The sequence below is a fragment of the Marinobacterium sedimentorum genome (assembly GCF_024267675.1).
Classification (GTDB): domain Bacteria; phylum Pseudomonadota; class Gammaproteobacteria; order Pseudomonadales; family Balneatricaceae; genus Marinobacterium_A; species Marinobacterium_A sedimentorum.
The window spans coordinates 154,734-175,422 of record NZ_JALDYX010000006.1 but is presented as its reverse complement, the minus strand read 5'-3'; the positions used below and the strand labels follow the sequence as shown (position 1 = coordinate 175,422).

Annotated in this window: 16 protein-coding genes; 9 read left to right on the top strand and 7 right to left on the bottom strand. The window is 59.9% G+C overall.

Annotated elements, in window-relative coordinates:
- Nucleotides 1–12: 12 nt before the first annotated feature.
- The 4 genes from MRS74_RS08175 to MRS74_RS08160 form a co-directional block, all read right to left on the bottom strand.
- Entirely contained in the window at nucleotides 13–1,287 is a 1,275-nt protein-coding gene (locus tag MRS74_RS08175) for an ATP citrate lyase citrate-binding domain-containing protein (protein ID WP_254579786.1), read from the bottom strand.
- A gap of 188 nt (nucleotides 1,288–1,475) precedes the next feature.
- Entirely contained in the window at nucleotides 1,476–3,005 is a 1,530-nt protein-coding gene (locus MRS74_RS08170) for a tripartite tricarboxylate transporter permease (RefSeq protein WP_254579785.1), read from the bottom strand.
- Between the two features lie 5 nt (nucleotides 3,006–3,010).
- A complete protein-coding gene (locus MRS74_RS08165; RefSeq protein WP_254579373.1) occupies nucleotides 3,011–3,457 on the bottom strand; it encodes a tripartite tricarboxylate transporter TctB family protein in 447 nt (148 codons plus the stop codon).
- 404 nt (nucleotides 3,458–3,861) lie between these two features.
- Nucleotides 3,862–5,658 carry an acyl-CoA dehydrogenase C-terminal domain-containing protein gene (locus MRS74_RS08160; protein ID WP_254579784.1) on the bottom strand — a complete coding sequence of 599 codons (1,797 nt, stop codon included), beginning with the start codon at nucleotides 5,656–5,658 and terminating at the stop codon, nucleotides 3,862–3,864.
- 365 nt (nucleotides 5,659–6,023) lie between these two features.
- On the opposite strand from MRS74_RS08160, the gene MRS74_RS08155 reads away from it, so the two are divergent.
- A complete protein-coding gene (locus tag MRS74_RS08155; RefSeq protein WP_254579783.1) occupies nucleotides 6,024–6,332 on the top strand; it encodes a DUF1840 domain-containing protein in 309 nt (102 codons plus the stop codon).
- A gap of 328 nt (nucleotides 6,333–6,660) precedes the next feature.
- Here MRS74_RS08155 and MRS74_RS08150 read toward each other — a convergent pair whose 3' ends face one another.
- On the bottom strand, nucleotides 6,661–7,722 hold the full coding sequence (locus MRS74_RS08150) for a substrate-binding domain-containing protein (RefSeq protein ID WP_254579782.1): 1,062 nt from the start codon (nucleotides 7,720–7,722) through the stop codon (nucleotides 6,661–6,663).
- 126 nt (nucleotides 7,723–7,848) lie between these two features.
- Between MRS74_RS08150 and MRS74_RS08145 the strand changes: the two genes are divergently transcribed.
- The 6 genes from MRS74_RS08145 to MRS74_RS08120 all read left to right on the top strand — a co-directional run bounded on the left by MRS74_RS08145 (nucleotide 7,849) and on the right by MRS74_RS08120 (nucleotide 14,545).
- Nucleotides 7,849–8,340 carry a formate dehydrogenase subunit gamma gene (locus MRS74_RS08145; RefSeq protein ID WP_254579781.1) on the top strand — a complete coding sequence of 164 codons (492 nt, stop codon included), beginning with the start codon at nucleotides 7,849–7,851 and terminating at the stop codon, nucleotides 8,338–8,340.
- Entirely contained in the window at nucleotides 8,340–9,875 is a 1,536-nt protein-coding gene (locus MRS74_RS08140; protein ID WP_254579780.1) for a formate dehydrogenase beta subunit, read from the top strand. Before MRS74_RS08145 ends, MRS74_RS08140 begins: the two co-directional genes overlap by 1 nt.
- 20 nt (nucleotides 9,876–9,895) lie before the next feature.
- Complete coding sequence (gene fdhF, locus MRS74_RS08135; RefSeq protein ID WP_254579779.1) at nucleotides 9,896–12,799, top strand: formate dehydrogenase subunit alpha; 2,904 nt, start codon at nucleotides 9,896–9,898, stop codon at nucleotides 12,797–12,799.
- A complete protein-coding gene (gene fdhD / locus MRS74_RS08130; protein ID WP_254579778.1) occupies nucleotides 12,799–13,698 on the top strand; it encodes a formate dehydrogenase accessory sulfurtransferase FdhD in 900 nt (299 codons plus the stop codon). Before fdhF ends, fdhD begins: the two co-directional genes overlap by 1 nt.
- 11 nt (nucleotides 13,699–13,709) lie before the next feature.
- Nucleotides 13,710–13,958: a formate dehydrogenase subunit delta gene (locus MRS74_RS08125; RefSeq protein ID WP_254579777.1), complete on the top strand. Its 249-nt coding sequence runs from the start codon at nucleotides 13,710–13,712 to the stop codon at nucleotides 13,956–13,958.
- A 251-nt stretch (nucleotides 13,959–14,209) separates the two neighbouring features.
- Nucleotides 14,210–14,545, top strand: coding sequence for a hypothetical protein (locus tag MRS74_RS08120; RefSeq protein WP_254579776.1), 336 nt, complete (start codon nucleotides 14,210–14,212; stop codon nucleotides 14,543–14,545).
- Nucleotides 14,546–14,644: 99 nt separating this feature from the next.
- Here MRS74_RS08120 and MRS74_RS08115 read toward each other — a convergent pair whose 3' ends face one another.
- Together MRS74_RS08115 and MRS74_RS08110 are read right to left on the bottom strand one after the other, a co-directional pair.
- Nucleotides 14,645–15,604 (bottom strand): agmatinase, encoded by a 960-nt coding sequence (locus MRS74_RS08115; RefSeq protein WP_254579775.1) that lies wholly within the window; start codon nucleotides 15,602–15,604, stop codon nucleotides 14,645–14,647.
- A 115-nt stretch (nucleotides 15,605–15,719) separates the two neighbouring features.
- Nucleotides 15,720–17,231 carry an aldehyde dehydrogenase family protein gene (locus MRS74_RS08110; RefSeq protein WP_254579774.1) on the bottom strand — a complete coding sequence of 504 codons (1,512 nt, stop codon included), beginning with the start codon at nucleotides 17,229–17,231 and terminating at the stop codon, nucleotides 15,720–15,722.
- A 359-nt stretch (nucleotides 17,232–17,590) separates the two neighbouring features.
- On the opposite strand from MRS74_RS08110, the gene betA reads away from it, so the two are divergent.
- Complete coding sequence (gene betA / locus MRS74_RS08105) at nucleotides 17,591–19,276, top strand: choline dehydrogenase (RefSeq protein ID WP_254579773.1); 1,686 nt, start codon at nucleotides 17,591–17,593, stop codon at nucleotides 19,274–19,276.
- Nucleotides 19,277–19,738: 462 nt separating this feature from the next.
- Nucleotides 19,739–20,647, top strand: coding sequence for a DMT family transporter (locus MRS74_RS08100; protein ID WP_254579772.1), 909 nt, complete (start codon nucleotides 19,739–19,741; stop codon nucleotides 20,645–20,647).
- Nucleotides 20,648–20,689 lie beyond the last annotated feature (42 nt).

Genomic DNA, 20,689 nt, shown 5'->3' with positions numbered 1-20,689 from the left:
CAGAGATGCCGGTTAAACCGCGAGACCCAGTTTCTGCGCCACCTGTTCGCGGCCCCCATTACGCATCCACTCATCAGCGGCCAGAGCGTAATTGACCACCTCGCTCATGGCGGAATCGAAGCCGAACATGCGGTAAGGCACGCCGAGCGCATCGAGCGTATCCTTGAAGGCACCCATGCCCCGAATCAGATTGGGACCGCCACGACCAATCACCACATACAGAGGGACCGGGCCCTGCTGGATGAAATAGTCCCGCAGCGCATCGGCCATGGCCCGGAAGGTGGTTTCAATATCGGTATTGTTCGATTTTCCACCGATCACGAACAATACATTGGTCTGCTTGAGCCAGTGCTTGAAACTGATTCGGGCGACGTCATGCATTTTCTGGTACGGCGGATTGCCGCCGAAGTCGGAGGAGATAATGGCGCGATCCCCCAGGGCTTCGGTCACCGCCGAGTTGGCGCCACCGCCAAACGTCGGCGCCAGCACAGTGCCCTTGTCGTTGATCACATAAACGTCGCTCTGCCCCTGGTAGGTGCGCAGCTGGTTGATCTCCTGTTCGAAATCCGAGTAGTCGGCGGCGAACAGCTGGTTGGGCAGATTGAGGCGCTGCCAGCGCGGATCGTCGCGGTCGAAGCCGCACTTGAAATCGCAGGCCACCGGTACCAGCCGACCGCCCGCCCCCGGCATCATGCGAATTGGATTCAGTTCCAGCGTGGTCATGCCGTAATGGTGGAACAGTTCCCAAAGCTTGGGCAAGTACTGCACCAGCGGCGAGACGATCTCCTTGGGTGCACCGATATCGGACAGGGCATTGGCGATCACGAATGCCTTCAGGCCAGTCAATGCTTCGAAGGGCACCTCGATAATCTCGGACGGATCCAGTTCCTCGATATCGACCCCGCCCTTGTGGGTGATGGTGATTGTGGGAGCCCGGTAGCGGGTGGAGTCACTGATGGAAAAATACACCTCGTGCTCGGCCGGTACCGCGCCTTCGAAGGTGACCCCCTGGGCCTTGGCAGTGACATTGCCGTGACGGTGCACGGCAAAATACAGCCGCTCCTTTTCACTCAGGGCGGTCTTGAGATCGCTGGCCCGGCCAATCAACCCGGATTTTCCCTTTTTACCGACCCCCCCCTTAAACAGCGGCTTGATAAATACCGACCCGTGACGCTCGATCATCCCCTTGATATCGTCTTCACTGGCTTCCGGCCCCAATACCTCCGATGTGGGAAATCCGACATAATTCAAGAGCTTCGAGCCATGTAACATTCCGGTGATATTCATTCTGCACCTCAGTGTTATTGTTAAGCGCTTTTTCGAGACAAAAGTGCCCCTGTCGCTTGTCAGGCAACATGATCAGGGTCTTGCTGGGCTAAACGTCGAGCATTCGAAGACCGGGGGACGGTGGTTCTTCAGGTCCGACTTTATCCCCCAAAACTGTCACCAACCTGTCAGGCCGCCTCCGGCCCGGCTCAGTCGACAATACTGTGATCCCTGTCCTGGGCGGCCGCCATGCGACGACGCAGGACCGGGCCTATCAGATAGGGCAGAACCAGACCTGCGATCGCCACCGCCCAGATACCCACCGACAGGCCGCTGCTCCAGAGGATGGTCCAGTCACCATCTGAAATGGTCAGCGCATGACGCAGGCTCTTCTCCATTTCTGGCCCCAGCAGCATGCCGAGGATGACCGGCACCAGCGGGATGTGCAGCTTGCGCAGCAGGTAACCCAGCAGGCCGAAGCCAATCATGAAGTACAGGTCCAGCGGGCTGTTGCTGATGGCAAAGATGCCCACCGACGCCACCAGGGTCACCACCGGCATCAGGTACTTGGGCGGAATGCTCAGCAGCTTGACGAAAATACCGATCATCGGGATGTTCAGCAGCAGCAGAATCAGGTTGCCGACGAACAGCGCCGCGATCACGCCCCACACCAGCTCAGCGTTCTGGGTGAACAGCATCGGGCCCGGCTGAATATTCAGCGAGATCAGCATGGCCAGCAGCACCGCCGTGGTACCACTGCCCGGCACGCCCAGGGTCAGCATCGGCACCAGGGCGCCGTTGGCCGCCGCGTTGTTGCCGGCTTCAGGCGCGGCCACACCGCGTGGGTCACCTTCACCGAAATAGCCACTCTTGCCGACGATTTTCTTTTCCATCGTATAGCTGAGGAAGCTGCCCAGCGATGCCCCGGCACCCGGCAGAACACCGGCGATAAAACCCAGCACGGAGCCGCGTAGGCAGGTCGGCAGTACCTGAATAATGTCTTTCATGCTCAGATTGAGCTTGTTCAGCGAGACCTTCTTGAAGCCTTCGCCAGCGTGCATTTCAATAAAGAACAGCAACTCGCTGATGGCAAAGAGACCGACGATGGCGATGATGAAATCCACCCCTTCGTACAGTTCCAGAATATCGTAGGTGTAGCGCTGATTGCCGGTGGTGATATCAACCCCCACGGTAGCAATCATCAGGCCCAGACAGGCCGCCACAACGGTTTTGACCTGGTTCTTGCCGGTAATGCCGCCCAGGGTCGCAAACGCCAGCGTAAAGAGGGCGAAATACTCGGCAGGGCCGAATCGCAGCGCAAACTTGGCCAGTATCGGTGCCAGAATTACCAGCCCGACGGTCGCCAGTAGGCTGCCTATAAAGGATGCAATCGCGGAGATCGCCAGGGCTTCGGCCGCCCTGCCCTTGAGGGCCATGGGGTAGCCGTCGAGGCAGGTCATCATCGCGGGCTCATCGCCCGGAATGTTCAGCAGGATACTGGAGATACGACCGCCGTACATGGCGCCGGCATAGACCGACGTCAGCAGAATCAATGCAGAACTCGCCGGCAAGCCGAGGCTGAAAGCCAGCGGGATCAGGATGGCAACGCCATTGGCAGGGCCCAGGCCCGGCAAAGCACCGATCACGGTGCCCAGGATGGCACCGATGGCTGCAAACATCAGGTTTTCCGGCGTCAATGCGACGGCAAAACCCTGCAGCAGAAAATTCAATGTTTCCATTTAGATCAGCCCCCGCTCAGCTTCAAGAGTCCGGCCGGCAAGTGCAGTTCCAGCAGGAAATTGAACAGCACATACACCACAACCGCGCTGCCGACACCGGTAAAAACCGAGGGCAACGGCTTGGCACCCATGCGCCAGCACAGCACGCCGACCATCAGGGTGGTGGCGGGAATAAAGCCCACCGGCTGCAGCATCAGGGTAAAGATCGCCAGTATCAGCAGGACAAAGCCCAGTTCAGCCAGCATTTTCATATGCGGCCATTCTTCGTCTTCATCCGGTCGCACCAGCAGATAGATACTGCTCAGCCCCAGAACCACCGACAGTATTAGCGGGAATGTTTCCGGCCCGACAGCCTCGGATCCACCAAAGGGCTCTGGAAACATGGCAGCCTCCCAGCCGTAAACGACGGCCAGGAGGAGCAGAACGACACCGAGGATTCGATCCCCTATCATGATATCTGCCTCATCTGGTTTGCTGATTCCGCGGCGCAGGGCTCGCCTGAAGCGCCGGCGCAACAGGCCCCTGGCGCGAAGGTTAATAACACGGGAATAACCCCGTCGGACAAAACGTTCATGCCGATATCTCCGTCTTTCTTTTTGTAATCCGATATAACAGGCGCTCGGCAAAAACCGCAGCGCAGCGCCTGACGCGACCTAGCAGACGGTTAAAAACTATTCAACATTGAGTGTTCTGTGAAGCTTGTGAAGATAAAGGGTATTCAAACCCTTGAGGACTTTTTGAACATACTGTTCGTGAGGAGGTGAAATGCGTGGCGGGAGCACAGGTCAAACAAAAAAACCGGCAGGATCTGTTAGGATCGTACCGGCTTAAAGGGCAGCTTAATGGATAGGGTGTGTCAGAAAGCGAACGCATCCTCGGGCAGGTCAAGCAGCGTATCTGCGCCATCCATCAGGGTGGCGGCCAGGCCTTCATTGCGCGGCAGAATGCGGCGGAAATAAAACCGCGCCGTGCTGAGCTTGGCCTGGTAAAAGGCGGTTTCACTACTGCCCCCAGCCAGTGCCTGTTGTGCCTTGACCGCACTGCGGGCCCAGATGTAGGCCAGCACTGTGTAGCCGCTGTACATCAGGTAGTCGAAGGCCGCGGCACCTAGCTGGGCTGGATCTTCGCCGATCTCGGTGATCAGCCGCTCCGTCAGGCTGTTCCAGCGCTGCAGTTGACGCTCGAGTTCGGCAATCAGGTCAGCCAGCTGTGCATTGCTGCGTTCGGATTCGATAAAGGCCTGCACCTCGTCGGCAAAGCTTCGCTGCAGCGCGCCCTTGCTGCCGTTAACCTTGCGCCCCAGCAGATCCAGCGCCTGAATACCGTTGGTACCCTCGTAGATGGGGGCTATGCGGGCGTCACGCAGGATCTGTTCCATGCCCCACTCGGCTATGTAGCCATGACCACCGAACACCTGAATACCCAGACTGGCCGCCTCGACACCGGCTTCGGTCAAAAAGCCCTTGGCGATGGGAATCAGCAGTGCCAGCCGCTCTTCGGCGCGCTGACGCTCGGCGGGATCTTCGGCTCCGTGGGCCAGGTCAACCAGCTGGGCGCAAAGATAACTGAAGGCGCGACCGCCCTCGGCAAAGGCTTTCTGGGTCAGCAGCATGCGCCGCACATCGGGGTGCACAATAATGGGATCGGCGCTCTTTTCAGGCTGCGCCGCACCGCGCAGCGAGCGCATCTGCAGACGATCACGGGCATAGCTCAAGGCGCCCTGGTACGAGAGCTCGGCATGGCAGATACCCTGCTGAGCAATAAAGAGCCTGGCGTTGTTCATGAAGGTAAACATGCAGGCCAGACCACGGTTTGGCTCACCGAGCAAAAAGCCCCGGGCGCCGTCGAAATTCATCACGCAGGTGGCGTTGCCGTGGATGCCCATCTTGTGTTCCAGCGAACCACAGCCCAGGCTGTTGGCCTCACCGAGACTACCATCGTCGTTTACCGCAAAACGCGGTACCAGAAACAGCGAAATGCCCTTGTTGCCCGCAGGAGCCTCGGGCAGACGCGCCAGTACTATATGCAGAATGTTTTCCGCCATGTCGTGCTCGCCGGCGGAAATGAAAATCTTGGTGCCGCTGATGCTGTAACTGCCGTCGTCATTCGGCTCGGCGCGGGTGCGCAGCAGGGCCAGATCGGAGCCGGCCTGGGGTTCGGTCAGGCACATGGTGCCGGTCCAGCGCCCTTCCACCAGCGGCGGCAGATAGCGGTCACGCAATGCCTCGGTGGCATGGGTCATGAGTGTCGTCATGGCACCGTGGGACAGACCCGGATACATGGTCCAGGACCAGTTGGCGCTGCCGTTGATTTCCGCGACTATGGTGGCGAGGGAGTCAGGCAGCCCCTGACCGCCAAATTCCGGCGCCTGCGCCAGCGACGGCCAGCCCCCATCGATGTAACGCCCATAGGCCTCCTTGAACCCCTCCGGCGTTTCCACCCCGGCCTCGCCAAGGTGGCAACCCTGATCACCGGACTGATTCAGCGGCGAGAGCACCTGGGAGGCGAACTTTGCGGCCTCCTCCAGAATGGCATCCACCATGTCAATACTGGCGTCTTGCGCACCAGGCAGCCTGCTGTAGTGGCCGTCAAAATCCAGCAGTTCCTGCATCGCAAAACGAATATCGCGCAGCGGGGCTTTGTACTCAGGCATTGGGGTAACCTCTTGCATCAGTCCTAAAGTGAAAACGCGCTATCCCTGACAGAATCAGCCACCACTCCAGCTTTGCAGGTCAGCTGCGCGGGGATGGCAACCGCACACCCGACCTAAGTCGTAGTTGCAGAAACACAGGATATACGCCGTCAAAACATAGCAAACAGTGTGGTTAATCGGCCCTTTAGCGGCAATAACAAATACAGTCGAATAATTGACATTAACGGCCAGCCCCAGCCCCGCCAGCCCGCACAAGAGGCTGCATGACAGTACCGCCAACACAGACTATGCTCAACAAGCGTGCACACCTAGCCACGCCATGCAAAGCCCACCCAGGGTCAATCCAACCGAAAAAGGCAAGACACATGCTGGTGACTTTTAGCTCAGACGCCTACGCCGACATCACCCTCTTTGGTGACGACGCCCTGCAATTGATTCGCATGATGGGCCACTCCGATACGGTACCCGGCGCTGTGCTGGCGGCCGATGTTCCCGCCGCCCTGGCAAATCTGAAACAGGCGCTCAGGAATAGCCCGGAGGCCGCGCAGGAGCCTGCGAACGCGGAAGACGGCGAGGACGAAAAAGTACCGCTGGCGACCCGCGCCTTCTCAATCCTGGAACTGCTGCAGGCCGCCGCCGACCATAACAAAAATGTCATGTGGCGAAGCTCTTAACCTGAAGGACAAACAGGTTCCCTCCCTATTTGTCCGTTATGTACCGGAACTATGGTCCCTCACTTTTGCTCCTGCAAAATAAGGATTTGCGCCCTCCCTGGCGGTCATGCCGCATACGCATGGACGCGTGTTTGCAGTCACGCCATAGGCTGTTTAATCCAAAAGAATGGGCGCAGGTGCGCGGACATGCTGGACCTTTTCAAGGGAAGGGGTGGCGCCCGCATTGGGCCTGTTGTTCAACGCAAGGTCCATAGATGAAGCACCCCTGCTTCAGGTATCACCCCGCCGGTTGAATAAGCAAGAGCGCCAGCCAATTGCAGCGATTCCGTCAGGCATCAAACAGCTCATCAATGGCACAGATTTCACCGCAACGGCTGGGGGAGTAACCGGGCAAGGCCGACACCGCCTCCCTGAAGCCTTCACTTTCCATCAGGCCGATCAGACGTTGCAGCTTGGGATCGTTCAGCGCCTGTTTGTGGCACACCATCAGATAGTGCTCGGTGGCCAGGGGCACGAAACCGAGCCCGAACTGGCGCGCCGCCGCCTCGACACCAAAGCCCACATCCGCCATGCCGGACGCGATATAGGCCGCTACCGCCGAGTGGGTATATTCCTCAAGTTCATAACCTTTGATTTTGCGCACCGATAATCCGGCATCTCGCAGCAGGCCATCGAGCAGCGCCCGGGTGCCCGAATCCTTCTGGCGGTTGATAAAGCGCACATCGGCCCGCAACAGATCATGCAGCCCCCCGATCCCCCTTGGATTGTCCGGCTTGATCATCAACCCCTGGCAACGGGTGATAAAGCGGATGATGCGGTGGCTGCGGGGTTTGAGCAACCGGCGATAATTTTTCATCAGCGGTCCGCTGATCGCCGCCGTGGGCACATGGAACCCGGCGACATCACAGGCACCGCGATTCAACGCCGCCAGCGCTTCCTGCGGGCTGCAGTACTGCAGATCCAGTTGCAGGTCCGCGGCGAAACGCGGCAGCAGCGCCACGGCATAGCCGTGGCTGGCATAGAGCCGCAACACCGGCTTTACCCCTTCCAGCAGCTGCTGAATTTCCAGATTCAGTTCAGAGCCCAGGCTTTCGAGCTGCGGCCCCAGGCGTGCGGCAACGCGCTGTTCGGCCCAAAGCAGCTTTTCCCCCAGCGGGGAAAGCCAGGCACCGCGACCTTTTTGCATATCCACCAGGGGGACACCGAAAAAGTCCGCCCACTTGTTGAGCAAATTCCAGGCATGGCGATAGGAAATGCCCACATCCGCCGCCGCCACCGTCAGCTTGCCGCTTTGATGCACGGCACTGAGCAGGCCAAACAGTTGAGGATCGAGACGGTTGCCCGCTTCATCGGTAAATGACCAGGCCGGTGTTATCTGTATTTTTTTCATATGAACTTTATTTCATATTTTGTGTTTGACCCAGCAATGCTAACTTTGCCGCATCCTAAATGGAAATATAATCATAAAATATGCACCAAGGTGCATATTATAACGATCAGAGCCCAGGTGAATGCAATGAGCGGCCTCCCCCAGTGGACCCCCGAGTTGATCCAAGCAGAAATTGACGCCCTGAAACACAAGCCAGGCGCCCTGCTGCCTATTCTGCACGCGATTCAGGACAAATTCGGCTATGTGCCCACAGAGGCCGTGCCCCAGATCGGTGATGCGCTCAATCAGACCCGCGCCGAAATCCACGGCGTCATCAGTTTCTACCATCATTTTCGCACCAGCGTACCCGGCAGCCACACCCTGCAGATCTGCCGGGCCGAGGCCTGCCAGTCCATGGGATCGCGCGCGCTTGAGGCCCACGCCAAGGCCAGCCTGAACGTCGATTACCACGGCACCACAGCGGATCATGAAATCACCCTTGAACCGGTCTACTGCCTGGGCAATTGCGCCTGCGCCCCTTCGGTGCGCATCGGCAATGACATCCATGGCCGCGTCTCGCCGGAAAAATTCGATCGCCTGGTGAGCCGCCTGACAACCCGCGCCCTGGAGCTGAAATAATGAAAACTCGCATTTTTGTCCCCTGCGATACCACCGCACTGGCCATGGGTGCCGACGCCGTTGCAGCTGAAATTGCACACCAGGCCCAGGCCCGCGGTGCCCAGGTTGAAATCATTCGCAATGGCTCCCGAGGCCTCTTCTGGCTCGAGCCCCTGGTGGAAGTCGAGACAGGCGCCGGCCGCATTGGCTTTGGCCCCGTTGAGGTCGAGGATGTCGCCGCCCTGGTGGACGCAGGTCTGTTCGAGGGCGCCGGCGAACACCCGCTGGCCCTGGGCCTGGTGGAGGAGATTCCCTTCCTGAAGAAGCAGCAGCGCCTGACTTTCGCACGCTCAGGCATCACGGATCCGGTGTCTATCGAAGACTACCGTGCATTCGAGGGTTTCCGCGGTCTGGAAAAGGCCCTGCAACTGGACGGCCAGCAGATCGTCGACGAGATCAAGGCGTCAGGCCTGCGCGGACGCGGCGGTGCGGCCTTCCCCACCGGCATCAAGTGGCAGACAGTGCTCAATGCCCCGGCCGAACAGAAATACATCGTCTGCAACGCTGACGAAGGCGACTCCGGTACTTTCGCCGACCGCATGGTGATGGAGTGTGACCCCTACATGCTGATCGAAGGCATGGCCATCGCCGGCCTGGCCGTGGGCGCCACCCAGGGTTACATCTACCTGAGATCCGAATACCCGGTGGCTCACCGGCTGATGAATCTTGCGATCGAGCGCGCCTATGCCGCCGGTTATCTGGGCAACAACCTGATGGGCAGCGGCCGCCAGTTTGATCTGGAAGTGCGCCTGGGCGCCGGTGCCTACATCTGCGGCGAAGAAACCTCGCTGCTCGAAAGTCTCGAAGGCAAGCGCGGCCTGGTGCGTGCCAAGCCGCCGCTGCCGGCCATTGTCGGTCTCTTTGGGCAGCCGACGGTGGTCAACAACGTACTGTCACTGGCCGCCGTGCCCTTCATCATGCACAAGGGCGGCGAAACCTATGCCAGCTACGGCATGGGGCGCTCGCTGGGCACCCTGCCGATGCAGCTGGCCGGCAACGTCAAGCGCGGTGGCCTGATCGAACTGGCCTTCGGCGCCACCCTGCGCCAGCTGATGGAAGACTTCGGCGGCGGCACTTTTTCCGGCCGTGCGCTGCGCGCGGTGCAGGTCGGTGGCCCGCTGGGCGCCTACCTGCCGCAGAGCCAGTGGGATACGCCGCTGGATTACGAATCCTTTGCCGCCGTCGGTGCGGTACTGGGTCACGGCGGTGTGGTGATGTTTGACGATACTGTCGACATGGGTGAGCAGGCGCGTTTCTCGATGGAGTTCTGTGTCGTTGAATCCTGCGGCAAGTGCACCCCGTGCCGCATCGGCTCGACCCGTGGCGTCGAGGTCATCGACCGCATCCGCGGCAACGAAAATCGCGAGGCCAATCTCGAACTGCTGGCCGATCTGTGCGACACCATGGTGGACGGCTCCCTCTGTGCCATGGGCGGCATGACGCCGTTCCCGGTACAGAGCGTGATGAAATACTTCCCTGAAGACCTGCAGCGCTAAGCTGGGCGGAGACGATAATCATGTTGCAACATTTTGATCCCAGCAAAGGCTCTGCGTACAAGGGCTCTCCCGACAAGGACTACGGCACCCCGGCGCGCCTGTCCGAGACGCTGGTAACCCTCGACATCGACGGCGTCCAGATCACCGTGCCCGAAGGCACCTCGGTGATGCGCGCAGCCGCACTGCACGACATCAATATTCCCAAGCTCTGCGCCTCCGACAACCTGGAAGCCTTTGGCTCCTGTCGCCTGTGTGCGGTGCAGATCGAAGGGCGCCGCGGCTACCCGGCGTCCTGCACCACCCCGGCCGAAGCCGGCATGAAGATCACCACCCAGAACGGCAAGCTGGCCAGGCTGCGCCGCAATATCATGGAACTCTACATCTCCGATCACCCGCTGGACTGCCTCACCTGCCCGGCCAACGGCGACTGTGAGCTGCAGGACATGGCAGGCGCCGTGGGCCTGCGGGATGTCCGCTATGGCTTTGAGGGTGAAAACCACCTGGACGCCAAAACCGACAGCTCCAACCCCTATTTCAGCTTCGACGCCAGCAAGTGCATCGTCTGTTCGCGCTGCGTACGTGCCTGCGAGGAAGTCCAGGGCACCTTCGCACTGACCATCGAGGGCCGCGGTTTCGACTCCAAGGTCGCCGCCGGTCAGGGCGGTGATTTCATGAGCTCGGATTGCGTGTCCTGCGGCGCCTGCGTGCAGGCCTGCCCGACATCCACGCTGATGGAAAAGAGCGTTATCGACGCCGGCCAGCCGGAACACAGTATCGTTACCACCTGCGCCTACTGCGGTGTAGGCTGCTCGTTCAAGGCCGAAATGAAGGGTGACCAGGTCATCCGCATGGTGCCCTACAAGGGCGGCGATGCGAACCACGGCCACTCCTGCGTCAAGGGCCGTTTCGCCTTTGGTTATGCCACCCACGCCGATCGCATCAAGCACCCGATGATCCGTGACTCCATCGACCAGCCCTGGCGCGAAGTCAGCTGGGAAGAAGCCATCGGCTTTGCCGCCCGTCGCCTGAAGGAAACTCAGGCCAAGTACGGTCGCGAAAGCATCGGCGGCATCACCTCCTCGCGCTGCACCAACGAAGAAACCTACCTGGTACAGAAACTGGTCCGGGCAGGCTTTCGCAACAACAACACCGACACCTGTGCCCGTGTCTGCCACTCGCCCACCGGTTTCGGCCTCAAGGCAACGCTGGGCGAATCCGCCGGCACCCAGACCTTCGACTCGGTGATGCAGTCCGACGTCATTATCGTCATAGGCGCCAACCCCACCGACGCCCACCCGGTATTCGGCTCCCTGATGCGCCGTCGCCTGCGTGAAGGCGCCGAGCTGATTGTGGCCGACCCGCGTCGCATCGACCTGCTGAAAACACCGCACCTGAAGGATGCCCAGCATCTGCCGCTGCGTCCGGGCACCAACGTCGCGCTGATCAATGCCCTGGCCCACGTCATCATGGATGAAGGCCTGGAAGACACCGACTTTATCGCCAGCCGCTGCGACGACAAGGGCTATCAGGCCTGGCGCGCCTTTATCAGCGATGCACGCCACTCCCCCGAGCAGATGGAAGCCGTTACCGGCGTGAGCGCCGAAGCCGTGCGCCGTGCGGCACGCACCTATGCCACGGCGCCCAATGGCGCCATCTACTACGGTTTGGGCGTTACCGAGCACAGCCAGGGTTCCACCATGGTCATGGGCATCGCCAACCTGGCGCTGGCCACCGGTAATATTGGCCGTGAAGGCGTGGGCGTAAACCCGCTGCGCGGCCAGAACAACGTCCAGGGCTCCTGTGATATGGGGTCCTTCCCGCACGAACTGCCGGGCTACCAGCATGTGTCCGACGACGCCGCCCGTGCCCGCTTCGAGCAGGTATGGGGTGTCACGCTGGACGACGAGCCGGGGCTGCGCATTCCCAACATGTTCGACTCGGCCATCGCCGGCACCTTCAAGGCGCTCTATGTCCAGGGTGAAGACATCGCCCAGTCCGACCCCAACACGCACCACGTGGAATCGGCGCTCAAGTCGCTGGACTGCCTGATCGTGCAGGATATTTTCCTCAACGAAACCGCCAAGTTTGCCCATGTACTGCTGCCGGGCTCGTCCTTCCTCGAGAAGAACGGCACCTTCACCAACGCCGAGCGGCGCATCAACCGCGTGCGCAAGGTCATGCCCGCCGTCGCCGGCAAGGAAGACTGGGAAGTCACCCAGGATCTGGCCAATGCCCTGGGTTACCCGATGAACTACGCCCATCCGTCGGAAATCATGGACGAAATCGCCAGCCTGACCCCGACCTTTACCGGCGTCAGCTACGACAAGCTCGATCAGCTGGGCAGCATCCAGTGGCCCTGCAACGACGAGCACCCCGACGGCATGCCCACCATGCATGTCGAGGACTTCCCCATCGGCCGTGGCCAGTTCGCCATCACCGAATACGTGGCCACCGAGGAGCGCACCAACCGGCGCTTCCCGCTGCTGCTGACCACCGGGCGTATACTGTCGCAGTACAACGTGGGTGCCCAGACCCGTCGCACCGACAACCAGATCTGGCATGACGAGGATGTACTGGAAGTGCATCCGTCCGACGCCGAACTGCGCGGCATCAGGGATGGCGACTGGCTGGGCATTTCCAGCCGCGCAGGCCAGACGGTGCTGCGCGCCCGCATCAGCGAGCGCATGTTGCCGGGCGTGGTCTACACCACCTTCCATCACCCCGGCAGTGGCGCCAACGTCATCACCACCGACAGCTCCGACTGGGCGACCAACTGTCCGGAGTACAAGGTGACCGCGGTGCAGGTCGAGAAGGTCAGCCAGCCGTCTGAATGGCAGCAGAACTTCCGTTCCTTCGAGAAGCTGCAACACAAGCTGCTCAAGGGGGATGCCGCAACGCTCGCCAACGGTAACGGAGCCGGCTGATGGGCAGCAACGCCCGCAACAGCTGCGAAGCCCCCGGCAGCATAGAGGCGCCCGTGGACATTCGTACGCCCGAACGGCAGGACACTCTGGACAGCAGCGCGGCCCGTAGCGCCGCGCACCAGGCCACGGACTGCATCGCACAGGAAGTGCCGGTGGCGCTGGTCTTCAACGGCATCTCCCATGCCGTCATGATGACCAGCCCCACGGATCTGGCAGACTTCGCCCTGGGCTTTAGCCTCACCGAAGCTATTCTGCAACACCCCGATGAGCTGTACGAGATCGAGGTGGTGCAGGAAGACCGCGGTATCAGCGTGCAGATGCAGATCAGCGCCCAGCGCCTGGCGCAGCTGAAACAGCACAGGCGCAACCTCACCGGGCGCACCGGCTGTGGCCTCTGCGGCACCGAGTCCCTCGAACAGGCGATTCGGCCCGTGCCCCAGGTGCAGGCACCGCAACTGTCGGATCAGGCCATTCAGCGTGCGCTTGGCGCCCTGCAGCAGCACCAGCCGCTGCAGGGGCTGACCGGCGCCAGCCACGGCGCGGCCTGGTGCAACAGCGACGGCGAGATCCTGCTGGCACGGGAGGATGTGGGGCGTCACAACGCGCTCGACAAGCTGATTGGTGCCCTGGTGCGGGCAGATCTGCCCCGCGACGGCGGTTTTGCACTGGTGTCCAGCCGGGCCAGCTACGAAATGGTGCACAAAAGCTGCAGCGCCGGCATTGGCGCTCTGGTGGCGGTATCAGCGCCCACCTCGCTGGCCATTGAACAGGCACGCCTGGGCGGCCTGATGCTGGTGGGCTTCGCACGGCCCGGGCGCCACGTAATCTACCATCCTGGCAATCAAGGCCAACAGGATAACAACCCTTATTCGGTCAACACCGCCCACGCGGCGGGTTAAGGACAGAGCCCATGAACCAGCTCGATACCCTGATCCACATGGCGAATCAGATCGCCGACAACAACAGCCACTACGGCACCCAGGAAGAAGCGGCGATACGCGTGGCGGCCCACCTGAAGAAATTCTGGGCACGCAGCATGAAGCAGCAAATCATCGCCTACCTGCAACAAGATGGCAGCAAACTGACCCCTCTGGCCCAGACCGCCATTACCCAGATGCAGGCGAGCCTGCGACCTGAACCTGCTGACCTCTGCCGTTAACCCCGTTTAGCCCGCCACCTGGCCCGCGCGCCCCGCACCGGGGCACTTGCGTCGGCGCCGCAATCGGCGCTGACACCCCTTCCCGCAATCGGCCAGCCGCCTGAACACACGACACAGTGCGCATCCGCCGCGATTCTGGGTTATGCTTTTCGCAATTGCATGCCCAGGCTGGCGCCTGACGCTTTTTCTGCGGATCAACAACCAGACTGAGCCGGGGCTGAAACAACGGAACATTTGAGGTAAGTCCATCCATGAGCGGAATTGATTCCAGCTATGCCGTGATCTGTAATCCCAGCATTGAATTCTGGGTTACCGAATACACCTGGGACAGCGAAGCCAAAGAAATCGGCCACACTTCGCAGCACCCGCTGATCGGCTTCGCCTATGGCAACAATCGCACCCTGGCGCTGACTCCCATGGGCAGCTACCGCGTACTGGGGGCCTGCCCTGAACTTTCATCCCAGGGCGGATTCTACCGCCTGGAACCCACCCGCGCCGACACCCTGGTATACCTGGTGCACACCACCCGCAGTCAGGCGCTGGAGTCCATCGTGGAACGTGAGTTTCTGGCCTTTAACCGCCGCTAGCTAAGCCCCGGCAAAGCCATCCGACAAAACCCGTACGACAAAAAACGCGCAGGCCCGAGGCCTGCGCGTTTTTACCTTTGGATAACGGCTCCAGATGCGCTATTTGCGCAATGCACGGCCGTGGAAGACATAGCCGATCAGGTTCATCAGCACCTGGGCCGCCAGGATGCTGGTCGAGCCGCTGTGGTCGTAATCCGGTGCCACTTCGCACAGATCAATGCCAACCACATCGCCGCTGAAGGCCACGCCCTGCAGGATTTCCATCACTTCGTAATAGGTGAAGCCACCATGGCTCGGCGTACCCGTGCCCGGCGCGATCGACGGGTCGAAACCGTCGATATCGATGGTGATGTAGTAGTTGACCCCCTTGGGAATCAGATCCAGCACCCCCTGGGTGCCGAGGCGGCGCACATCGCGCACCGACAGGATGGTGGACCCCACCGCCTCCGCCGCCTTGTGATCGGCCCGGTTGGACGAGGACACGTTGCGGATGCCCAGCTGCGTCATGCCGGTGACGAAGTCCTGCTCCGAGGCGCGCCTAATAGGATTGCCGTGGCCGAAACGCACGCCGTGACGCTCGTCGACGAAATCCAGGTGCGCATCGATCTGGATGATATGCATGGGCCCGCGGCCCTCGAAGGCGCGGATACAGGGCGCGTTCACCGAATGATCGCCGCCGACCACGACCGGCAATACACCCGCATCGAGCATCTTGCGCACGCCGTATTCGATGTTGGCGTGGCTCTTCTCGGTGTTGGTATGCACCATGTCGGCATCGCCGATATCAACAATATCGACGCCTTCCAGGTACATCACGTCGTCTTCGTAGGAATAGGCGCCACCATGACCGAACGAAAACAGCGTCGAGGCCTCGCGGATGGAGCGCGGTCCCATGCGCGCACCGGAGCGCCACTGGGTACCGCAGTCAAAGGGCGCGCCCATAAAGGCCACGTCGGCCTTGATGTTGTCCCAGTCCTCGCAGGTGCGGTTCTTGCCGAAGGTACAGAAACCGACAAAGGGCAGGTTCAGTCGACCTTTTTCGTAGGCATTTTCACTCATTATTGTTCTCCTCGATCAAGGCTGGCTTTTGTAACCAGCCTGGTCATTTATCCAAAAAATTCAGCATGCATTAGCGGGCAAAGGGGCAAACGGAAAACTCGCTGGACGCGATGCCTCAGCTCAGCGTGATCCACACGGATTTGGTTTCCAGCAGGCTTTCCAGCTGCTCAGGCCCCAGATCGCGACCGAAGCCCGACTGCTTGTAGCCCCCAAAGGGCATGGCCGGGTCTATGGTGCTGTGACCGTTGACGTAGACAGACCCCGCCTTGAGCTGCGGTATCAGCCGGTGTACACGATTCAGATCATTGGAGTAGATAGCCGCCGCCAGGCCGTAGATGGAGTCATTGGCCAGCGCCACCACTTCGTTTTCATCGCTGAAGGACTGACTCACCAGCACAGGCCCGAAGATCTCCTCGGTCACGATCTTCATGTCATTGCGACAATCGGCAAAGAGGGTCGGCGGCACGAAGTAACCCGGCCCGCCATGAGCCTCGCCGCCGAACACCAGCCGTGCACCTTCCTGTTTGCCGGCCTCGATATAGCTGAGCACGCTATCCTGCTGCTTGGCAGACACCAGCGGGCTGATAAAGCAGTCTGGGTCCAGCCCGGGCGCGATCTTCAGGCCGCTGACGTAATCGGTCAGGGCTTCAAGGAAGCGTTCATAGATTGACGCATGCACATAGAGCCTGGAGCCGGCATCACACACCTGGCCCGAGTTGAAAAAGATGCCCTGGGCCACCGCTTGCGCCGTGGCTTCGATATCGGCATCCTCGAACACCAGCACCGCCGACTTGCCACCCAGCTCCAGCGTCATGCGTTTCATATCCTGCAGCGCAGCCTGGCCGACCGTGCGCCCGACGGGGGTGGAGCCTGTGAAGGTAATCTTGTCGATGCCCGGGTGGCTGGACATGGCCGCGCCCACCACCGAACCGCGCCCGGTGACGATATTCACCACTCCGTCCGGAATGCCGGCCTGTTGCACGAGCTCTGCAAAGCGCAGTGTGCTCAGCGACGTCAGTTCCGCCGGCTTGACCACCACCGTGCAGCCGACCGCCAGGGCCGCGCCGAGTTTCCAGGCCATGGTCTGCAGCGGAAAGTTCCACGGAATGATCGAGGCCACCACGCCCACCGGCTCCTTGCGGGTATAGGCCACGTAGCTGCCGGGCAGGGACGCCGGCTCAACGCTGCGACCATAAATCTTCGAGGCCCAGCCGGCGAAGTAGCGAAAGGTATCGATGGTGCCCTGAATATCCACTTCCAGCGCCTGCGCCACCGATTTGCCCATATCGATGGACTCGATTTCGGCCAGCTCCTGGGCATTGGCTTCCAGCAGATCCGCCAGCTTGTGCAGCAGCCGCTCGCGCTCCAGCGGTTTCAGCCGGCTCCACTCGCCCTCATCGAACTGATGGCGGGCGGCGGCGACAGCGCGGTCCAGATCCGCAGTGGTGCCTTCCGGTATCCGTGTCAGCAGCCCGCCGGTGGAGGGCTCTATCACCTCACTGACGGCGCCGTCACTGGCTGCCACCCAGTCGCCACCGATAAACATGCGCTGGGATTTGGCGAGAAAGTCCCGCGTTGCCTGGGAAACCTGATAGTTGTCGAGATACGCCTTTACGCTAGTGTCCATCGTCGCCTCGTTCGTTGTGCTTGTTATTGGCCGGGCCTTCACCCTGTGCTGACCAGTATCGGAAAGCTCATAACATTTAAAAATATCGATCTATCAATACTTGGATTGATAAAAAGATATGAAAAAAGCGTTCAGTACGCGACAAGGACGAAGCAGTTATCAACGGGTGGAAATACATTTACCGCTGTAAATTTTTCAATTGATACAACGATATTTATCAATCAAACCCCTTCATCAAGAATAGGAACTCTCAACAGGCCGGCGCGCCTGGGTCCACAGGACCCGCTGCGATCGCTCAGGGGAAGAGACCCAGTGCAGGACGCCAGGCATCCAATAAGCATAATAAAGAGGTATCAAGCATGGCTGATCGGTATGACTACATCATCATCGGTGCCGGTTCCGCCGGTTGCGTACTGGCAAACCGGATGTCGGAAGACCCCGCCACCTCGGTGCTGCTGCTGGAATCCGGTGGCAGTGACAAAAGTGTCATTATCCAGATGCCGACCGCCTTCTCGATGCCCATGAACACCAAGAAGTACAACTGGCGTTACGAGACCGTGCCCGAGCCCCATCTGAACGGCCGCCGCGTGCACTGCCCGCGGGGCAAGGTGCTGGGCGGCTCCTCGTCTATCAATGGCCTGGTGTACATTCGCGGCCATGCCTGTGATTTCGATGAATGGGAGAGTCTCGGCGCCAAGGGCTGGGGTTATCAGAATTGCCTGCCCTACTTCAGGAAAGCCGAGACGCAGCAACAGGGCGGCGACGAGTACCGCGGTGACAGCGGGCCCCTGCACACCAATAACGGCAACAACATGGCCAACCCGCTGTATGGCGCTTTCGTCGATGCCGGCGAGCAGGCCGGTTATATCAAGACCAAGGATTGCAACGGCCAGATGCAGGAAGGCTTCGGGCCCATGCACATGACCGTGAAGAAAGGCGTGCGCTGGTCGACCGCCAATGCCTACCTGCGCCCCGCCATGGACAGGCCCAACCTGACCGTGGTCACCCATGCCATGACCCGACGTATCCTGCTGGACGGCAAGCGCGCCAGCGGCGTCGAATACTCACGCGCAGGCAGCACCCATAGCGTCTACTGCAACCGCGAAGTGCTGCTGTCGGCAGGCCCCATAGGCTCGCCCCACCTGCTGCAAGTCTCCGGCATAGGCCCCAAGGAAGTGTTACGCGAGGCCGGCATAGAGGTGCTGCACGACCTGCCGGGTGTGGGCGAAAACCTGCAGGACCACGCCGAGATCTATATCCAGTACAAATGCAAACAGCCGATCACGCTGAACAGCAAAATGGACCTGCTGAGCAAGGCGCTGATCGGTGCCCGCTGGCTGCTGTGCAAGGATGGCCTGGGCGCTACCAACCATTTCGAATCCTGCGGCTTTATCCGCTCCGAAGCCGGCCTGAAATGGCCGGACATCCAGTTCCACTTCCTGCCTGCTGCCATGCGCTATGACGGCAATGCCCCCATCAAGGGCCACGGTTTCATGGTACTGACCGGGCCCAACAAGCCCAAAAGCCGCGGCCATGTGCGTGCCGTTTCCCCGGATCCGGAAGTGCATCCGGCGATTCAGTTCAATTACCTGGCACGCGAAGAAGACCGCGAAGGCTTTCGCAAATGCGTGCGCCTGACCCGGGAAATCATCGGCCAGCCGGCCATGGACGCCTACAACGACGGCGAAATCGCACCCGGCTCCAATGTGCAAACCGATGACGAAATCGACGCCTTCGTGCGGGACAACCTGGAGAGCACCTACCATCCCTGCGGCACCTGCAAGATGGGTGAAGACCCGCTGGCGGTGGTGGATTCACAGCTGCGCGTCCATGGTCTTGCCGGCCTGCGCGTAATCGACTCCTCGGTCTTCCCCACCGAAACCAACGGCAACCTCAATGCCCCCACCATCATGCTGGCCGAACGCGCCTCGGACCTGGTGCGCGGCCGCCAGACCCTGGCACCCGCAGACGTCGACGTCGGCCTGGTTCCAGGCTGGGAAACCCAGCAGCGGCCCCATGCACCGGTGCGCAAGGTTGAGATGTGATGTTTTAAGGCGAATAGGGGCGTTTCGGATAGACGGAGGCGGGGCGCACGATATTCTTCGGTAAGCTGCAAACCCTATGAAAGGGCCGATGAGTTAACTCATCGGCCCTTTTTGGTTTTTCGGGGGTCTGATTTCCTCCTAGACCCATAGCGGAGCTGTCGCTACCAGCGTCAATTCGTGCTGGCATGGGCGCAAAAAATGGTCCAATATCAAGTCATTACGGATTGATGGCTGCCAGGTACTACACAGATTTTTAGGCAAACGCGCAGGCACGATCTCAACGGTGGAGAATGGCTGTGAGATCTAAATTATCTCGCTCTATTCAGTTAGTTCCGGGAATGACCTTGGCGTTTTCGGGTGCTGCTATTGGGTTTATCCCCTAACCAGGCCTTCCAGCGGACCGCCGCAAGCGCGGGCCGCTGGAGACTACCGCTATACAAAATCAATGACTGAAAATAATCCATGAACTCTCCCAAATTCCCGCCGCACACGTCTTCGCCTAAGCTAGCTCTGACAGCAGCCTGCGGAGCAGGAGTTCTGTGGGGTACTGGTGCGCTCGTTGTCGACGTGCTTGTTGCCCAACACGGTTTCACACCTGAGAATGTCTCTTTTTGGCGCTTTCTCATTGGTGCTATTGTTTTAATCGGAATCTTTGGTCGCAGAATTATCTGGAGTCGACTGCGACCGCTACTTTTTACTGTACTTATCGCTGGTACGGCTATGGCTGGCTATGTATTGCTCTGGTTTCTTGGAATTGAACAAATGGGCCCGGCAATTCCAACGCTAATTGCACTCTGCCTGCCACCTGTTATCGTTACAATAATCTCGGTAGCTCGCGGACGGGAAATAGCGGACCTGCAGCTAATTCTTGTGCTATCGGGAGCAATCATAGGTACAGTTTTAATCATCACCCAGCACAGCACAACGACTGCAGGCACTGATTCGCACAGCATCCTGCTTGGCATTGTGTTCTCGATTGGTTCAGCACTTCTGTACGCTGGCTTCTCCATGATCAGTGGGCGTATTTCAATTGCTCTCGGAGCTGGGCCCTACGCAGCGTGTTTGACCCTGGTTGCAGCTATTGTAATGAGTTTTGCCACTCTTTATCGACCATTCATATGGCCCACCGAGGTTCCACCACAAGCCTGGTTTTTGTATCTGGGTTTAGTAACCGCAGCTCTTGCACTACTTGCATTCAACTGGGGGGCAGCGCGACTTACACCAACTGCACTTACTGTGGCCACATTACTTGAGCCACTCACCGCTGTTGTGCTTTCAGCTTTACTACTTGATCAACACCTAAGTGCGTTGCAGTGGCTAGGCGGTACACTTCTACTGCTGAGCATTTGGGTGCTCGGGAGAAGAACTTGATAATGAAATTGAACATGCATAACAAGAAATATTAAATAGGAA